This is a genomic window from Mycobacterium sp. SMC-14, from assembly GCF_046250075.1.
Lineage (GTDB): Bacteria > Actinomycetota > Actinomycetes > Mycobacteriales > Mycobacteriaceae > Mycobacterium.
Genome location: NZ_CP176429.1, coordinates 1,125,931 through 1,142,197, shown reverse-complemented (window position 1 = coordinate 1,142,197; position 16,267 = coordinate 1,125,931). Strand labels below are relative to the sequence as shown.

The 16,267-nt window shown below is 68.6% G+C and carries 18 protein-coding genes; 6 read left to right on the top strand and 12 right to left on the bottom strand.

The features are described from left to right. The first annotated feature begins 8 nt into the window (after positions 1 to 8). Positions 9 to 947: a type I pantothenate kinase gene (gene coaA / locus ACKY0W_RS05520; protein ID WP_409436715.1), complete on the top strand. Its 939-nt coding sequence runs from the start codon at positions 9 to 11 to the stop codon at positions 945 to 947. Positions 948 to 1,012: 65 nt separating this feature from the next. On the opposite strand, the gene ACKY0W_RS05515 is transcribed toward coaA, so the two are convergent. The 4 genes from ACKY0W_RS05515 to ACKY0W_RS05500 all read right to left on the bottom strand — a co-directional run bounded on the left by ACKY0W_RS05515 (position 1,013) and on the right by ACKY0W_RS05500 (position 4,345). Then, the gene (locus tag ACKY0W_RS05515) at positions 1,013 to 1,606 is read right to left on the bottom strand and encodes a DUF732 domain-containing protein (RefSeq protein WP_409436714.1); all 594 of its coding nucleotides are present in this window, start codon (positions 1,604 to 1,606) and stop codon (positions 1,013 to 1,015) included. Positions 1,607 to 1,660: 54 nt separating this feature from the next. Further along, positions 1,661 to 2,068: a hypothetical protein gene (locus tag ACKY0W_RS05510; protein ID WP_409436713.1), complete on the bottom strand. Its 408-nt coding sequence runs from the start codon at positions 2,066 to 2,068 to the stop codon at positions 1,661 to 1,663. Positions 2,069 to 2,167: 99 nt separating this feature from the next. Beyond that, positions 2,168 to 3,535, bottom strand: a complete 1,368-nt coding sequence (locus ACKY0W_RS05505; protein ID WP_409436712.1) for a hypothetical protein — start codon at positions 3,533 to 3,535, stop codon at positions 2,168 to 2,170. A 6-nt stretch (positions 3,536 to 3,541) separates the two neighbouring features. Beyond that, positions 3,542 to 4,345, bottom strand: a complete 804-nt coding sequence (locus ACKY0W_RS05500; protein ID WP_409436711.1) for a (2Z,6E)-farnesyl diphosphate synthase — start codon at positions 4,343 to 4,345, stop codon at positions 3,542 to 3,544. A gap of 75 nt (positions 4,346 to 4,420) precedes the next feature. On the opposite strand from ACKY0W_RS05500, the gene trhA reads away from it, so the two are divergent. Next, complete coding sequence (trhA, locus tag ACKY0W_RS05495; RefSeq protein ID WP_409436710.1) at positions 4,421 to 5,134, top strand: PAQR family membrane homeostasis protein TrhA; 714 nt, start codon at positions 4,421 to 4,423, stop codon at positions 5,132 to 5,134. An 8-nt stretch (positions 5,135 to 5,142) separates the two neighbouring features. Here the strand turns inward: trhA and ACKY0W_RS05490 are convergent, their stop codons facing one another. Together ACKY0W_RS05490 and ACKY0W_RS05485 are read right to left on the bottom strand one after the other, a co-directional pair. Beyond that, on the bottom strand, positions 5,143 to 5,526 hold the full coding sequence (locus ACKY0W_RS05490; protein WP_046285480.1) for a nuclear transport factor 2 family protein: 384 nt from the start codon (positions 5,524 to 5,526) through the stop codon (positions 5,143 to 5,145). A 10-nt stretch (positions 5,527 to 5,536) separates the two neighbouring features. Beyond that, entirely contained in the window at positions 5,537 to 7,612 is a 2,076-nt protein-coding gene (locus ACKY0W_RS05485) for a thioredoxin domain-containing protein (protein WP_409436709.1), read from the bottom strand. 175 nt (positions 7,613 to 7,787) lie between these two features. Between ACKY0W_RS05485 and pstS the strand changes: the two genes are divergently transcribed. Both pstS and ACKY0W_RS05475 read left to right on the top strand, forming a co-directional pair. Beyond that, positions 7,788 to 8,900 carry a phosphate ABC transporter substrate-binding protein PstS gene (pstS, locus tag ACKY0W_RS05480; RefSeq protein ID WP_409436708.1) on the top strand — a complete coding sequence of 371 codons (1,113 nt, stop codon included), beginning with the start codon at positions 7,788 to 7,790 and terminating at the stop codon, positions 8,898 to 8,900. A gap of 19 nt (positions 8,901 to 8,919) precedes the next feature. Then, positions 8,920 to 10,032 (top strand): PPE family protein, encoded by a 1,113-nt coding sequence (locus ACKY0W_RS05475; RefSeq protein WP_409436707.1) that lies wholly within the window; start codon positions 8,920 to 8,922, stop codon positions 10,030 to 10,032. A gap of 6 nt (positions 10,033 to 10,038) precedes the next feature. On the opposite strand, the gene ACKY0W_RS05470 is transcribed toward ACKY0W_RS05475, so the two are convergent. From ACKY0W_RS05470 to mca, 3 genes are all read right to left on the bottom strand, one after another. Next, positions 10,039 to 10,362, bottom strand: a complete 324-nt coding sequence (locus ACKY0W_RS05470) for a DUF732 domain-containing protein (protein ID WP_406758697.1) — start codon at positions 10,360 to 10,362, stop codon at positions 10,039 to 10,041. Positions 10,363 to 10,512: 150 nt separating this feature from the next. Continuing rightward, the gene (locus ACKY0W_RS05465) at positions 10,513 to 10,815 is read right to left on the bottom strand and encodes a hypothetical protein (protein WP_409436706.1); all 303 of its coding nucleotides are present in this window, start codon (positions 10,813 to 10,815) and stop codon (positions 10,513 to 10,515) included. Further along, positions 10,812 to 11,684 (bottom strand): mycothiol conjugate amidase Mca, encoded by an 873-nt coding sequence (gene mca / locus ACKY0W_RS05460; protein WP_409436705.1) that lies wholly within the window; start codon positions 11,682 to 11,684, stop codon positions 10,812 to 10,814. Before mca ends, ACKY0W_RS05465 begins: the two co-directional genes overlap by 4 nt. Before the next feature lie 154 nt (positions 11,685 to 11,838). Between mca and ACKY0W_RS05455 the strand changes: the two genes are divergently transcribed. Both ACKY0W_RS05455 and greA read left to right on the top strand, forming a co-directional pair. After that, positions 11,839 to 12,261 (top strand): DUF4307 domain-containing protein, encoded by a 423-nt coding sequence (locus ACKY0W_RS05455; protein WP_409436704.1) that lies wholly within the window; start codon positions 11,839 to 11,841, stop codon positions 12,259 to 12,261. A gap of 121 nt (positions 12,262 to 12,382) precedes the next feature. Next, on the top strand, positions 12,383 to 12,877 hold the full coding sequence (gene greA, locus ACKY0W_RS05450; RefSeq protein ID WP_308485921.1) for a transcription elongation factor GreA: 495 nt from the start codon (positions 12,383 to 12,385) through the stop codon (positions 12,875 to 12,877). Positions 12,878 to 12,901: 24 nt separating this feature from the next. Here greA and ACKY0W_RS05445 read toward each other — a convergent pair whose 3' ends face one another. The 3 genes from ACKY0W_RS05445 to ACKY0W_RS05435 all read right to left on the bottom strand — a co-directional run bounded on the left by ACKY0W_RS05445 (position 12,902) and on the right by ACKY0W_RS05435 (position 16,237). Beyond that, positions 12,902 to 14,062 carry a cystathionine gamma-synthase gene (locus tag ACKY0W_RS05445; RefSeq protein ID WP_409436703.1) on the bottom strand — a complete coding sequence of 387 codons (1,161 nt, stop codon included), beginning with the start codon at positions 14,060 to 14,062 and terminating at the stop codon, positions 12,902 to 12,904. Continuing rightward, complete coding sequence (locus ACKY0W_RS05440) at positions 14,059 to 14,775, bottom strand: RDD family protein (RefSeq protein ID WP_409436702.1); 717 nt, start codon at positions 14,773 to 14,775, stop codon at positions 14,059 to 14,061. Before ACKY0W_RS05440 ends, ACKY0W_RS05445 begins: the two co-directional genes overlap by 4 nt. A gap of 67 nt (positions 14,776 to 14,842) precedes the next feature. Next, the gene (locus tag ACKY0W_RS05435; protein ID WP_409437659.1) at positions 14,843 to 16,237 is read right to left on the bottom strand and encodes a cystathionine beta-synthase; all 1,395 of its coding nucleotides are present in this window, start codon (positions 16,235 to 16,237) and stop codon (positions 14,843 to 14,845) included. Positions 16,238 to 16,267 lie beyond the last annotated feature (30 nt).

Below are 16,267 nucleotides of genomic sequence, written 5' to 3'. Positions count from 1 at the left end.
GTATGGTCATGCGGCGGCTGAGCGAGCCGACTCCCTACGTGGAGTTCGACCGACGTCAATGGCGGACACTGCGTATGTCGACGCCGATGCCACTCACCGAAGCAGAAGTCGTCGCACTGCGCGGCCTCGGCGAGCAGGTCGACCTGTTGGAGGTCGAAGAGGTCTATCTGCCGCTGGCGCGTCTGTTGCATCTGCAGGTGGCCGCTCGTCAGCAGCTGTTTGCCGCCACCGCGGAGTTCCTCGGCGAGAACAATCAGAGCCTCGACCGGCCGGTGCCGTTCGTCATCGGCGTGGCAGGCAGCGTGGCGGTCGGCAAGTCGACGACGGCCCGTGTACTGCAGGCCTTGCTGGCCCGCTGGGACCACCACCCGCGGGTGGACCTGGTCACCACGGACGGCTTCCTGTACCCCAATCACGAATTGCAGCGCCGCAACCTGATGCACCGCAAAGGGTTCCCGGAAAGCTACAACCGCCGCGCGTTGATGCGGTTCGTCACCTCGGTGAAGTCCGGTGCGGACTACGTATGTGCACCGGTGTATTCACACATGAGCTACGACATCGTTCCCAGCGCCAAGCAGGTGGTCCGCCACCCCGACATCTTGATCCTTGAGGGCCTCAACGTTCTGCAGACCGGCCCGACGCTGATGATCTCCGACCTGTTCGACTTCTCGCTGTACGTCGACGCCCGGGTGGAAGACATCGAGCACTGGTACGTCTCACGCTTCCTGGCGATGCGCTCCACCTCGTTCGCCAATCCCGAGTCGCACTTCCACCACTACGCAGCACTCAATGATCAGCAGGCAGTGGCCGCGGCGCGCGACATCTGGCGCTCGATCAACCGGCCCAACCTGATCGAGAACATCCTGCCCACCCGGCCACGAGCGACGCTGGTGCTGCGCAAGGACGCCGATCACTCCATCAACAGGCTGCGACTGCGCAAGCTCTAGCGCGCGGCGATCGCAAGCGCGGCGGAGCCGGGCGCTGCGGGTCGCCGCCATCTGCGCGGCGACCGTTAGGGCTGCGTCGCGGTGCCCGGCTGCGGCTGTCCCGGCGGCGGCGCCGGCTCCGGCGGCGGCGGGGGCAGCTCCCCTGCGGGTGCAGGTGCAGGCTCGGGCGGCGGCGGGAAACCGGGAGGTGGCGGGAAGTCCGGCGGCGGGGGGAAACCCGGCGGCGGGGGGAAACCTGGGGGCGGCGGGAAGCCGGGCGGCGGTGCCGGGTCGGCCGGCGGCGGAACCTCAGGCCCCGGTGACGGCGGTTCGCCGGCACCCGGCGGCGGCACCGCCGGCGTCGGCGTGGGGTTGGCAGCGGCCGCCAAGGTGTCCGGGCACATTTCGCGTTGCGCCCCGTCGATCATGACCTTGGTGACGCCGTCGGCGACCTTCGTGCCGAACCGGTCCTTGGCCGGGCGGCCCTTCCGCAGGTTCTCGCAGATGATCTTGCCGAACTGCACCGCCCCGGACGGAGTGGTCAGCCCGGGACTGTTCTGGTATTTGAAGCCGTGCGACTCAAGGTAACTGAGGTAGGTCTTCTCGTCGGCCTGCGCCGGCGCGGCGGCGTAGATCAGGGTTCCGGGGATCAGCGTCATCGCCGCCAGCCGCCACTTCATGGGAGAGAACTGTAGACGGTGGCGGCCGCGGCGACACGTTGAGTGGGCTGCATCTCAGCCGAGGCGACGCAGCCCCCGGTACTGCATCAGTGCGAAGAACGCGGTGTAGACCGCGCTCGCCAGCATGGCCACCACTCCGATTCCGGTCAGCGGCAGTACGCCTGCCTCGACCACCGCTACGGCGGCCACGGTGCACGCCACATTGGCGGCGATCACACCGACACCCGCGCGGCGCAGGTCCGGCAGCGCGGACAGGAAGTAGACCACGACGCCATAGAGAATGCAGAAGGCGGCCACGGCGTATTCGTGGGCCGCGGTGAGGCCTTCCAGTGCCGCCATCGGGCGGGCGGCGAGCGCGCCGGCCAGGCCGACGGTTCCAACGATGACGGCGTCGGCGCGCAGCGCGAAGCGCAGCAGTGAGTCGGTCGAGTCGGACAGGACCGGGGTGGTGATGGCGGTCATGAGGAAACTCCCTTCGAGGGTGGTGCGGACACCCTCGACCTTGCGGCGCAACCGCTGCCACATCGACCCGTGGCACTGCCAAGCACTGCCACGCGCAGGTCAGAGAGCCGTCGACACCGTCATCCGGCCCCGTAGGTCGGCGGCGATCACCCGGGCCCCGGCGTTCTGCCAGTTGTGCAGCGAACGCTGCGGCACCTCGGTGACCAGCCACTGCCAGGCCTGCCGGGCGGTGGGGTCCAGTCCGGCCGCGGTGGCGTTCTGCGCGTAGGCACGCACTCCGACGACGTAGGGGAAATACAGGGCGTTGTAGTGACGCCACTGTTCGGTGGTGCCGAACTCGCCGCCGTCACGTGGCTTGAGCGCGGCGATCCGGTCGGCCAGCACGGCCTTGAGTTCGTTGGCGCGTTCCAGCGGTGCATCGGGCGCACCGCGGGCGGCCAACCGCTCGTCGATGACCGGCAACGCGGTCAGGGGGCTGGCGACAAGCTTCGACAGATCCCCGTAGTGCCCCAGCGCCCGGCGGGTCAGCCGGACGAAGGTCTCCTCGTCGAGGTCGTCGAGCGGGCCGGTCGAGCGCAGGGCCAGCGCCGCCTCGGTGCCGCGCAACACGGCGCGGTCGGCGCGCAACGCCGGGGACCGCCAGAACGCCAGCCGGTCCCAGAGTCCGGCCAGCCGGTCGACGAACACCTGGACCTCGATCCCGACCGCGATCGTGGTGAACAGCAGCACCGTCAACGCGGTCTGCGCCACCGGTTCGGTTCGGGTCAACCACAGCCCGATCAACACCTGCCCACCCAGCAGCGCCGCCATCGCGACGCAGGCAAGAAACGACCGCAGCATGTCCAAGCGCAGCGCCTGCCCCTCGTCGAAGGCATCCCACAGCGCCACCGCCAGGCCCAATAGCAGGACGTCGACGCCGGTGCTGGCCAGCGCTATCCCGCTGGGCACCACGCCCAGCGGGATGATCAGGATCGCGTTGGCCAGGGCGAAGAACAGCGTCGCGACGGCGGCTACACCGAGCACCGAACCAGGCTGCGCGGGCCGGATCAGCGCCTTGACCATCGCCGCCAACGTCGACACCGAGATCACCGCGAACAGCAGCCAGTGCCCGGCCCGCGGCGGGCCTTCCACGCTGCCGGCCCAGGTCGCTCCGACCAGCGCGGCGGCCCCGACCGCGCCGATGAATGTCGCGTCGCGCGCCCGGCCGGTCCACCGGTCACACGGCCTGGCCAGCTCCAGCAGCACCGCGAACCAGGCCACCCCGGGCAGCACCGCCAGGTAGATCTCCACCCGCCCGAGCAGCACCGGATGCCACACCTCGCGGACCGCGTCGGCGGCCACCACGGCGGCGAAACCGCACAACCCCACCGCGGCCAGCACCAGCACCGGTTTGCGCGGGTCGCGCGCCAACAGGTACATCCCGAGCCACCAACTCAGGGTGAAGACCAGCGCCGACAACATCACCACGGCTCGCTACCGCCCGAATCTCCGGTGCCGCACGCTGTAGTCGCGCAGCGCTCGCAGGAAGTCGACCCGGCGAAACGCCGGCCAGTGCGCCTCGGTGAACCACATCTCCGAGTAGGCGCTCTGCCACAGCAGGAAGCCCGACAACCGCTGCTCCCCGGACGTGCGGATCACCAGGTCCGGGTCGGGCTGACCCGAGGTGTAGAGGTTTTCCGAGATGCCCTCGACGGTCACCGCGTCGACCAGTTCCTCGGCCGTGGCGCCGTTGGCCAGCTGCTTACCGAGCAGGCCACGCACGGCGTCGACGATCTCTTGGCGGCCGCCGTAGCCGACCGCGACGTTGACGTGCAGGTTGCAGCGTCCGCGATCAGCGGTACTTACTGTGCTCTCTACGGCCTCACGCAGGCGACGAGCCGGTTCTTCGCCCAGCAGCGCCAGGTCCCCGACGGTGCGCACGCTCCACCGATTCGCGGGCGCGCAGATCTCCTCCACCACGTCGGTGATGATCTCGATCAGCGCGGCCAGTTCGGCCGGGTCGCGCTGCAGGTTCTCGGTGGACAGCAGGTAGACGGTGGCCATCTCGATGCCCGCGTCGGCGCACCAGCGCAGCATCTCGGCGATCTTGGCCGCACCCATCCGGTAGCCGTAGCTGACGTCGTCGTAGCCGGCATCGCGCGCCCACCGCCGGTTACCGTCGCAGAGCACGGCGATGTGGCGGGGCAGCGTCGACCGCGACGCCGCCAAGCCCTGCCGGAGGCGCAGTTCGTAGATCCGGTACAGCGGCTCTTTCAAGCGCGCCGGGATGATTGCCACAAAAACCCAGACTACTGTGATCTGAAAGCAATGACGGGAATCAGTCCGGGATCCGCGTGGAGTTCAGGAAGGCCCATGAGCACCCACACCGACACCATCGCCGAGCCGAATCCGAACGAGCTGCCGGCGGACCTCACCGCGCCACACACCAAACCGCGGGCACGCGGGTGGATTCACCTCGTGTCGGCCATCGTTGCCGTCATCGCCGGGATCACCCTGACCGCGGTGGCCTGGTCGCTGGCCGGGCTCGAGGCCGGCCTGGCCACCTTGGCCTACTCCATCTCCGTGGTGGGCATGTTCGCGGTCAGCGCGACCTATCACCGGATCACCTGGAAGTCTGTCGCCGCCCGGATCCGCATGAAGCGGCTCGACCACGCGATGATCTTCATCTTCATCGCCGGCACTTACACCCCGTTCGCCCTGCTGGCCATGGACCACGGCGCCCAGGAACGGCTGGTGATGGCGATCGTGTGGGGAGGTGCGCTGGCCGGCGTGGTGCTCAAGCTGTGCTGGCCGACCGCCCCGAAGTGGGTCGGGGTACCGCTCTACCTGCTGCTGGGCTGGGTGTCAGCGTTTTTCATCGCGACGATCATGCACAACGCCGGTGTCGCAGCGATGGTGCTGCTGGCCGTCGGTGGCATGCTCTACAGCATCGGCGCGATCATGTACGCGCTGAAGTGGCCGGACCCGTGGCCCGAGACGTTCGGTTACCACGAGTTCTTCCACGCGTGCACCGCTGTGGCCGCGATCTGCCAGTACATCGCGATCTGGTTCGCGGTGCTCTCGTAGCCGCGCGGCTACAGCTGGGTGATGTTCTCCGCCGACCAGTAGGCCTTCATCCCGGCGATCTTGCCGTCGCCGTCGAACACCATCACGTCGATCGGCTCGATGCGCATCCGATGATCACCGTTGGTGATGGTCAGCGCGAAGTGGAACGCCGCCTCGTTGCCGGCGACCCGCAGCGTCACCAGCTCGGACTTGCGGTCCAGCCCGGTGATGGCCGAGTAGAAGTTGCGAATGGCCTGGTGGCCGATGTGCACCTCGCCGCCGACCGGGTCCTCCAGGGTGGCGTCGGAGGCGTAGAGCTCGACCAGCGCATCGGCGTCGCCGCCGCCGACCAGCTCGATGTAGCGGTGGACGGTCTCGGTGATGGCCTGTGCCCGCTCGGGTGCGCTCGTCATGTGCCGCACGTTACACGGATGCCGGATTTGCGGGCACCCCAAGGGCAACGCCAAGTGCGGAGGCCAACTGCGCCGCGCTGCCCACCGGCAAGTCACACACCGGGCCCCGACAGACGTAGGCGGCGTCGGCGCCGTTGACCCGGTTTCGCCCAATCAGCAGCTCCGATGAGTCGGCCGTCCCGCCGACCACTATCGTCCCCCCGGGCGCCAGCCGGCGCGCCTGTGCCAGCAGCGCGGAGTCCGGGCCGTCGCAGGCCACCGCGATCTGCAGCGGACCCCGCACGTAGGCCTCGGCGATGCCGAGCCAGTGCCCGACCGCGCGGGGTACGCGCTCCAGCAGCGCGGCATGCGCCGCCAGCGCATCGGTGGCGGCCTGGCGATACCGCTCGCTACGGTCCGCGGAGACCAGGTGGGCCGCGGTCAGCAGCGCCTCGGTGATCAACGCCGCGCCCGACGGGGTGGCACCGTCCATCGGGTCGCTGGGGCGCAGCACCAGCGTCTCAGCGTCGTCGGCGCTGTCGAACCAGCGCCCGGGTGACTCCGGATCGGCGAAATGGACCAGCGCGGTGTCCAGCAGGCCGGCGGCGGCGTCGAGTAGCCGCTGCTGACCGCTGAGCTGGTGCAGGCTGAGCAGTCCGGTGGCCAGCGCGCCGTAGTCCTCCAGGATCGCGGCGCTGCCGCCCACCCGACGGCCCAGGCTGGCCCGTCGCAGCCGGCCGTCCACCAGGTGCAGCTCAAGCAGCTTGTCGGCACACTCCTGCGCCGCGGCGGTCAGGCCCGGATCTCCCAGCGCCACAGCCGCTTCGGCCAACGCCGTGATCGCCATACCGTTCCAGGCGGTGACCACCTTGTCGTCGCGCCCGGGCTGGGGCCGGGACCGCCGAGCGGCCAGCAGCTGCTGGCGCACCCGCTCGAGCCGCGCTGGATCGTCGGGATCGACCGGAAGCTGCAGCACCGACGTGCCGTGCCCATGCGGCGGTCCCAGCTTCCCCTCTCCTCCGTCGAGCCTCGCTGAACCGCCGGATTCAAAGGTGCCGCTCGCCGTGACCACGAAAACGTCTGCGGCCCACGCCCCGTCGTCGGCACCCAGAACCGCGGTCAGCTGATCGGGTGTCCACACATAGGTCAAGCCCTCTTGGCCGTCGGCGTCGGCGTCCAGCGACGAGATGAACATCCCACTGTCGGACAGCTCGTCGAGTAGGAAGCGGGCCGTCTGGGCGGTCACCCGCGTGGCGAGCGGGTCGCCGGTGCGTCGGGCCCAATGCGCATAGGCCCGCAGCAGCAGTGCATTGTCGTAGAGCATCTTCTCGAAATGCGGTACCACCCAGGCATTGTCGACGCTGTAGCGGGCGAAGCCGCCGGCCAGCTGGTCGTAGATCCCGCCGCGGGCCATCGCCGCACCGGCGCGTTCCACTGCCTGCAGTGCCGGGCGGGTCGCCGTCCGTTCGTAATGACGCAGCAGGGTTTCCAGCAGCGCCGACGGCGGGAACTTCGGTGCGCCGCCGAACCCCCCGTGGGTGATGTCCTCGTCGCGCAGCACCGCGGCCACGGCAGCGTCGCACAGCATCGCATCGACCGGCGGCCCGTCCCCCGGCAGTCCGGCGGCCATCGAGCGCAACTCGGTGGCGATGTTGTCCGAAGCCTCCTCGACTTCGTCGCGGCGCTCGTTCCAGGTGGCGGTGATCGCCGAAAGCAGGTTCAAGAACGCGTCTTTGGGGTAGTACGTGCCGCAGTAGAACGGCCGGCCATCGGGGGTCAGGAAGCAGGTCATCGGCCAGCCGCCGCGCCCGGTGAGCGCCTGGGTGGCGGTCATGTAGATCGCGTCGATATCCGGGCGCTCCTCCCGGTCGACCTTGATGCACACGAAGCCCGCGTTCATGGCCGCCGCGACTTCTGCGTCCTCGAACGAGCCGTGCGCCATCACGTGACACCAGTGGCAGGCCGCGTAGCCGACCGACAGCAGGATCGGCACGTCGCGTTCGACCGCTTCGGCCAGGGCCTCGGGCGTCCACTCCCACCAGTGCACCGGATTGTCGGCGTGTTGACGCAGGTAGGGGCTGGCGGACGTTGCGAGACGGTTGGCCATCCGTCCACGCTAATCCCGTGGCGCTCGGCACGCCGACAGACCCGTAGGCAGACGCTGCCTGCCCGGCTGATGGCCAGATCGAAAACGGTTGCTGAACTCTTGAATTCCCCTGCGAAGTACCAATGTTGCGGGTGCATGCCATTGCTACATTCGCCGATGAGACGACCCGAGGGGTGTGGTTGACATCAATCGACGTGCCGTACCGAGCTTGCTGACCGTGGGCGTGGCGCTGCTGTCCGGATGCGGAGGCGGCCATGACGCGACCGCACCGAGCCATGCGGCACAGGCCCCGGCATCCGGGGTGGACTGTGGCGGTGACCCGAACCTGAAGGCCAGCGGATCCACCGCTCAGGCCAACGCCATGACGCGGTTCGTCGCGACCTTCAGCCAGGCCTGCCCCGGCCAGAGCCTGACCTACCGGCCGAACGGCTCCGGTGCCGGCATCGACGAATTCATGGCCGACCAAACCGATTTCGGTGGATCCGATTCGCCGCTGAGCAAGGGCGAATACGACCGCGCCCAGCAACGCTGCGGTGCACCGGTCTGGAATCTGCCGATGGTGTTCGGACCCATCGCCATCGCGTTTCGCCTCGGCGGCGTGACATCGCTGAACCTGGACGGCCCCACCGCGGCCAACATCTTCAACGGCACCATCACCAGCTGGAACGATCCGGCGATCGCCGCGCTCAACACCGGCACCGCCCTGCCCGCCCTGCCGATTCGGGTGGTGTCGCGCAGCGACGCATCCGGCACCACCGACAACTTCCAGCGCTACCTGGACACCGCATCCGCGGGCACCTGGGGCAAGGGCGCCGGGCGAACCTTCAACGGCGCTGCCGGACAGACCGCCCACGGCAACGAGGGCGTCGCCGCGGCCGCGGCCGACCTCGAAGGGTCGGTCACCTATACCGAATGGTCGTTCGCGCAGAACCACCAGCTGGGTATGGCCAACGTCATCACCTCGGCAGGCCCGGATCCGGTCGCGATCAGCGAGGACTCGGTCGGCAAGACCATTACCTCGGCCTGGTTCATCCGCGACGGCAACGACCTGGCCCTGGACACCATCTCCTTCTACCGGCCGAATCAGCCCGGCGCGTATCCGATCGTGCTGGCCACCTACGAGATCGTCTGCTCGAAGTATCCCGACCCCCAGGTCGGAACCGCGGTGCGCGCCTTCCTACAGAGCGCGATCGGCGACGGCCAGCACGAGCTGGCCGACCACGGCTACGTCCCCATCCCCGACGCGTTCAAGGCGCGCCTATCGGCCGCCATCAGCGCGATCGCCTAACGAGCCACCACCACGGGTCATGCAGTCCATAACCGCGCCCCCCGAGGTCACCTCCGCGCTGGTCCACACCGGCCCCGGCGCGAGATCCCTCGTCGAGGCGTCCGGCGCGTGGCGGCAGCTTGGCAGCTACCTCGATGAATACGCCGATGACTATGTCGCCGCGCTGTCGTCATTGGTGGACTCGTGGCGCGGCCGGTCCGCGGCTGCGATGGTGCAGTCCGCCGAGCCCTACCTGGTGTGGCTGCGCGCCACGGCACAGCAGTGCCGGCGGACTGCCGCCTCGATTCAGGCCGCCGCGGCGGCCTTCGAAACGGTCCGCACCGCGGTGGCCCCGACCGCGGCGATAAAGGCCAACCGCACTCGCCGGGTGCAACTCCTGGCGACCAATCGATTCGGGAACAACTCCCCGGCGATCGCGGAGAACGAGAGCCAGTACCTGGGCATGTGGACGAACAACTCCGCCGCGATGACCCGCTATCAGGCGGCCGCGGCGCAGGCCACCACACTGCCCGCGTTCAGCTCCCCGAAGCCCGCGACAGCCGGCAGTGGAACCACTTCTGCCGACTCGACTTTGGCGTCATTGGAGTCGTCGCTGACCTCATTCGACCCGAACACCAGTTGGACCGGCCTGGCGAACACCTACGCCAACCAGTTCGTCTCGTCCGGCTTCCCGATCAACCTGCTCAGCTATCTCGCCCAGAACACCTCGGCGCAGGCGTTGCAGAACGTCAACGCCGCGATGGCGCAGGGCCTCGCCGAGGGCGAGTCCGCCTTGATCCCGGCCATGCCGCTCGGGGGGCTGGGGGCACTGGGCGCCGCCGGCCTGTCCGAAATGCCCTCGGCCGCCATCGGTGTCGGGATGAAGGTCGGCCCGCTGACCGCGCCGCCCGCCGCGGCGGGATTTCTGGCCGCGACTCAGACGCCGGTGCAACTGGCGTCGTCGGCGGCACCGCTGCCCGCAAACCAGTCCACGACGTTCGCCGGCATCCCGCCGATCATGCCGCCGATGGTGCCCCCCTCGAATTCTGCGGGCAGCGGCTGGCGCAAGCGCAAGCAGCAGAAGTACGAGGACCTGGAAGTCGGTTTGGAGCTGCGGGGCCCGGTCATGCCGAAGCCGCCCTCTGCCGGCTGAGCAGGACTAACCGTGATGCCTCGGGCAGAACGCACTGACGCTGACCCCGACGAAGAAACCGGCGTGGTAACCGTCGAGCTGGCTACTCTGCATCACTTCGGAGACCACGTCGTTCTTCTGCCGGCCGCTGTCGAGCTCGTCGCAGACCTCATGACCGGCGATGACCGCAGACTGCCCGTTGGCGAAATCGATGCCCTTGGAGTTGAGGGCGCCCAGGAAAGTGGTGTCGACCGCGTCGGCATGCACGGCCGGAACCTTGATGAGGCCGACCAGTAACACCATCAAGATGATCGGCGACAGCGCCAACCCGGGTGAGCGATCTGCGAGCATGGCCAACCCCGAACCTTTCTCCCAAGCCGCGGTTCAGGGCAATCATCGCACGCCGCGCTGGCGTCGGCGATACTCGCAATAGCGACGAAACCCCAAGGGGCAAAGGTTAATCCGGCTGTCGCATGTGCGAAACCCGGCGTTGGGGAGCTGTTAGCTCGACGACTGCTGCGGCGCTGAGCCCGGCCCGTCATCGCCCGGAAGATCGCCGGACGAAGCGGACCCGACGGTCCCCTCGTCGGCGGCTTGGTCCGCGGCCGGGTCCTCCCGGTCGAACGATTCCGGCAACTTCTTGAGCTGCCGGTTCATCGACCACACCAGCGCGAACGTGCCGAGCATCAGCAGCACGATGACCAACAGCCCGAACGGGCTGGCCTTGCCGAAATCCGGCCCGGTGTCGCGCGGCACGCCGTCGTCGGCCGCCATCCACAGCACAGTCAGCACAGCGTGGTTCATCCGTTGTCCTCGATCCCGGCGAACAGGTCCGTCTCCGGCAGAGTAACCGGCACCCGAGACCGGGCCAGCTCGAACTCCTCGGTCGGCCAGAGTCGCTGCTGCCACTCGATCGGCGCGGCGAAGAAGTCGCCGTTGGGGTCGATCTGGGTGGCGTGCGCGCGCAGCGCATCGTCACGCTGGCTGAAGTACTCGGCGCATTCGACGCGGGTGGTCACCCGGTCGGCGAACACATCGTGGTCGGGCTGCCAGTGTTCCAGCCATTTGGCGAACGGGCCCACCTCGCCGTTGCGGGCGAACTCGTCCTGCAGTAGCTGCATCCGTTGCCGCAGGAACCCGTGGTTGTAGTAGAGCTTGGCCACGGACCAGGGCTCACCGGCGTCGGGAAAAAGTCGATGGTCGCCTGCCGCCTCGAACGCGGCCAGCGACACCTGGTGGCACCGGATGTGATCGGGGTGCGGATAGCCGCCGTTCTCGTCGTACGTGGTCATCACGTGCGGACGGAACGTGCGCACCGCCCGCACCAGGGCTTCGGTGGACACCTCCAGCGGCACCAGCGCGAAGCAGTCCTCGGGCAGCGGTGGCAGCGGGTCGCCCTTGGGCAGACCGGAGTCGACGAATCCCAGCCAGTGGTGTTCGACCCCGAGGATCTCGGCGGCCTTGGCCATCTCGTCGCGACGCACGTCGGCGATACGGCCGTGCACGTCGGGCAGGTCCATCGCGGGGTTGAGGATGTCGCCGCGCTCGCCACCGGTCAGAGTCACGACCATCACCCGGTGCCCAGCTGCGGTGTAGCGCGCCACCGTGGCCGCGCCCTTGCTGGACTCGTCGTCGGGGTGGGCGTGCACCGCCATCAGCCGCAGTCCACTCATGCGCACATTCCCCGTTCCCTCCAGGTTCCTCCTGCCGGAACTCCGGACCGGACGCCTATAGTTCCAGATGGTTCCGGCCCCCATCGTTACACCACCTGCGGCGGGCGCGGTAACCGCTCCCGACTCCACCGGCGACCATGGGACACACCTGACGATGACCGACTCCAAGCCGGCCCGTTACGGGGATACCCGGGGCAGTGCCCTGCCCCGTCGACTGCTGGCGATCGCACTGGCTGCACTGGCGATCGCCACCGTCGCCGCCATCGCGGTGGTGGGCTACCAGCGCTTCGCGACCGCCGAGGTCAAGGGCGAGCTGTACGGCTACGAGGTGCTCGACGACCAGACGGTCAAGGTTAGGTTCAGCGTGACTCGATCCGAACCGTCGCGTCCCGCGGCGTGCATCGTGCGAGTTCGGTCCAGCGACGGCAGCGAGACTGGCCGGCGTGAAGTGCTGATTCCGCCGTCGGAGTCGGCCACCGTACAGGTGACGACGACGCTGAAATCTTCCCAGCCACCTGTCATGGGAGACGTCTACGGTTGCGGCAGCGACGTCCCGGATTACCTACGATCGCCATGATGCCGCGGTGGTACCCTGTACGGATACACGGTTCCAGCTGGGACCGTGTATTGCTGCATTAGAACGATGTCGCCCCGCTGCCCGACGGCGCCGGATCCGACGACACAAGGAGCACAGTGAGATGACGGACACCCAGGTGACCTGGTTGACGCAGGAGTCACACGACCGGCTCAAGGCGGAGCTGGACCAGCTGATCGCGAACCGTCCGGTGATCGCCGCGGAGATCAACGACCGCCGCGAAGAGGGCGACCTGCGCGAGAACGGCGGTTATCACGCCGCACGCGAGGAGCAGGGCCAGCAGGAGGCCCGCATCCGGCAGCTGCAGGAGTTGCTCAACAACGCCAAGGTCGGCGAGGCTCCGACGCAGTCCGGCGTGGCACTGCCGGGCTCGGTGGTCAAGGTCTTCTACGACGGCGACAAATCCGACACCGAGACCTTCCTGATCGCCACCCGCCAGGAGGGCGTCAGCGACGACAAGCTCGAGGTGTACTCACCGAACTCGCCGCTCGGGCACGCCCTGCTGGGCGCCAAGGTGGACGAGGAGCGCAGCTACACGGTGCCCAGCGGCAAGACCGTCAAGGTGACCCTGGTCAGCGCGGAGCCCTACCACTCCTGAGCCCCGCAGCGGGGGCTGGTCGCTTCAGTCCAGCGCCTGCTTCAGGTCGGCGATCAGGTCGTCGATGTCCTCGATACCCACCGACAGGCGCACCAAGTCGTCGGGAACCTCGAGTTGCGAACCCGCCGTCGACGCATGCGTCATCGCGCCGGGTAGTTCGATCAGCGACTCCACTCCGCCCAGCGACTCGGCCAGGATGAAGATCTCGGTGCCGGCGCACAGCTTCTCGGCGGCGGCCCGGCCACCACGCATCCGGACCGACACCATGCCGCCGAATCCGCGCATCTGGGCCGCGGCGACATCGTGGCCGGGGTGCTCCGGCAACCCCGGATAGAGCACCCGACTCACCGCGGGATGGCCGTTGAGGAATTCGGCGACCGCGGCGGCGTTCTCGCTGTGCCGCTGCATGCGCAGCACCAACGTCTTCAAGCCGCGCAGGGTCAGGTAGGCGTCAAAGGGACCAGGTACGGCCCCCGCCCCGTTCTGCAGGAACGCGAAAGCCGCATCGAGCTCTTCGTCGTCGGTGACCAGCGCACCGCCCACCACGTCGGAGTGTCCGCCGATGTATTTGGTGGTCGAATGCAGCACCACGTCGGCGCCCAGCGTCAGCGGCTGCTGCAATGCAGGCGAGGCGAAGGTGTTGTCCACCAGCACCTTTGCCCCGGATTCTTTGCCGATGGCCGCGATGCCCGCGATGTCGGCGATCGACAGCAGCGGGTTGGTGGGGGTCTCCACCCAGATCAGCCTGGTCTTGTCGGTGAGCGCGGCGCGGACCGCGTCCAGGTCGGACAGCCCCACCGGGGTGTGCGCCACACCCCACTGGGTGAAGACCTTGTCGATCAGCCGGAAGGTGCCGCCGTAGGCGTCGTCGGGAATGATCAGGTGATCGCCGGGGCGCAGGATCGCCCGCAGCGCGCAGTCCGTGGCGGCCATCCCCGACGCGAACGCCCGGCCGAACCGGCCGCGCTCCACCGCGGCCAGCGCGGTCTCCAGCGCGGCCCGGGTCGGATTGCCGGTGCGCGCATATTCGTATCCGCCGCGCAGACCACCGACGCCGTCCTGGGCGAAGGTGCTGCTGGCGTAGATCGGTGCGTTGACGGCCCCGGTTGCCGGGTCCGGACGGAATCCGGCGTGGATCGCCGTGGTGGACAGGCCCTTATTGCTGTGCGATTGGTTCTGGCTCAACGGATCGGCAGGCAGACGGTGGTCATGATCTTGTCGGCGATCGTCTGACGTTTGGCGTCCCACAGCGGGAACAGGTAGCCGATGCACAAGATCGCGCCGTCGATGATGTGTGCCAACTGGCGCACGATCGACATCCCGAACCCGATGGGCTGACCGGTCTGCTCGGAGACCACCTTGAACTTCAGCACCGACTTGCCGATGCTCGATCCGGTGGTGCCCTGCCGATAGCCGAAGTTCCAGATCCCGTAGGCGAGCGCGGCCAGCCAGCCCACGAACATCAGTGCCGCGCCGGTGCTCGACGGCGTAACCGTGCAGGCGAATCCGTCGGAGCTGGTGACGCACTCCTTGTCGGCGGTGGTTCCGGCGATCATCGACGGAATGCCGTAGAGCACCAGGATCGGCAGGAAGTCGACGAAGTAGGCGCCGACGCGAGTCAGCCAGGATGTGTAGGCCTCTTGCGGCAGCTGGCCCACCGGGCTTCCGGCCGCACCTGGGTACGCGCCGTAACCCGGAGGGGCCGGCGGGTAGTTACCCGGAGGCGGCGGGGGGTAGTTGCCGGGCGGCGGCGGCGGGTAATTGCCCGGCGGCGGCGGGTAGTTGCCCGGGGGCGGCGGGTAGTTGCCGGGCGGCGGCGGAGGGTAGTTGCCCTGCGACGGGAAGTCACCGGACGGGGGTGGGTAGTTGCCCTGCGGGGGCTGCGGAAAGTCGGTCATCTCCACCCTTTCGGGTCGTGTCGGTGAACGGTCCAAACGCTACCGCAGGACAGTGAACGTCAAGCCCTTATCGTCGGCGTGGCCCGTCGGACAAAAAGCCCAACAGGTCGTGGCGGGTGATGACGCCCACAGGTTTGCCGTCCTCGACCACCATCACCGCGTCCACGTCGGCCAGGGTGGTGGCGGCGACGCCGACGACCTCGCCGGATCCGATCAGCGGCAGCGGCGGACCCATATGCTGCGACACCGCGTCGGCCAGCTTCGCGCGGCCCTCGAACACCGCCGAGAGCAGATCGCGCTCGGACACGCTGCCGGCCACTTCGCCGGCCATCACCGGCGGTTCGGCGCCGACGACGGGCATCTGCGACACCCCGTACTCCCGCAGGATCCCGATGGCGTCGCGCAGCGTCTCGGCCGGGTGAGTGTGGACCAGGTCCGGCAGCACCCCCGCCTTGGCCCGGAGCACATCGGCGACCGTGGGCTGCACCGTCGAGCCGTCCAGCCGGGACCGCAGGAACCCGTAGGACGACATCCAGGAGTCGTTGAACAGCTTCGACATGTAGCCGCGCCCGCCGTCGGGCAGCAGGACGACGACGAGCGCCTCGGGGCCGGCCTTGACGGCGGTCTCGACCGCCGCCACCACGGCCATCCCGCAGGAGCCGCCGACCAGCAACGCCTCTTCCCGGGCCAGGCGCCGGGTCATGTCGAACGAATCGGCATCGGAGACCGCGATGATGCCGTCGGGAATATTCGGGTCGTAGGCGGCCGGCCAGAAGTCCTCGCCGACCCCTTCCACCAGGTACGGCCGGCCGGTCCCGCCGGAGTAGACCGAACCTTCGGGGTCTGCGCCGATGATCTGCACCCGGCCACCCGACACCTCTTTGAGGTAGCGGCCGGTGCCGGTGATGGTGCCGCCGGTCCCGATGCCGGCGACGAAATGGGTGACCTGGCCGTCGGTGTCGGTCCAGATTTCCGGGCCGGTGGTCTCGTAGTGACTCTCGGGGCCCGCCGGGTTGGAGTACTGGTCCGGCTTCCAGGCGCCGTCGATCTCCTCGACAAGCCGGTTGGAGACGCTGTAATAGCTGGCCGGGTCGTCCGGCGGTACCGCCGTCGGGCACACCACCACTTCGGCGCCGTAGGCCCGCAACACGTTCTGCTTGTCCTCACTGACCTTGTCCGGGCAGACGAACACGCACTTGTAGCCACGGCGCTGGGCCACCAGCGCCAAGCCGACACCGGTGTTGCCGGAGGTGGGTTCGACGATGGTGCCGCCAGGCTTGAGCGCGCCGCTGGCCTCGGCGGCGTCGATCATCTTCACCGCGATGCGGTCCTTGGAACTCGCACCCGGGTTGAGGTACTCGACTTTGGCCACCACCCGGCCGGCGCCGGGGGGAACGATCGAACTCAGCTCGACCAGGGGGGTGTTGCCGATGAGGTCACTGATGTGGCGCGCTATCCGCATGCCTGCCATCGTCTCAGGTTATTTGGCCGG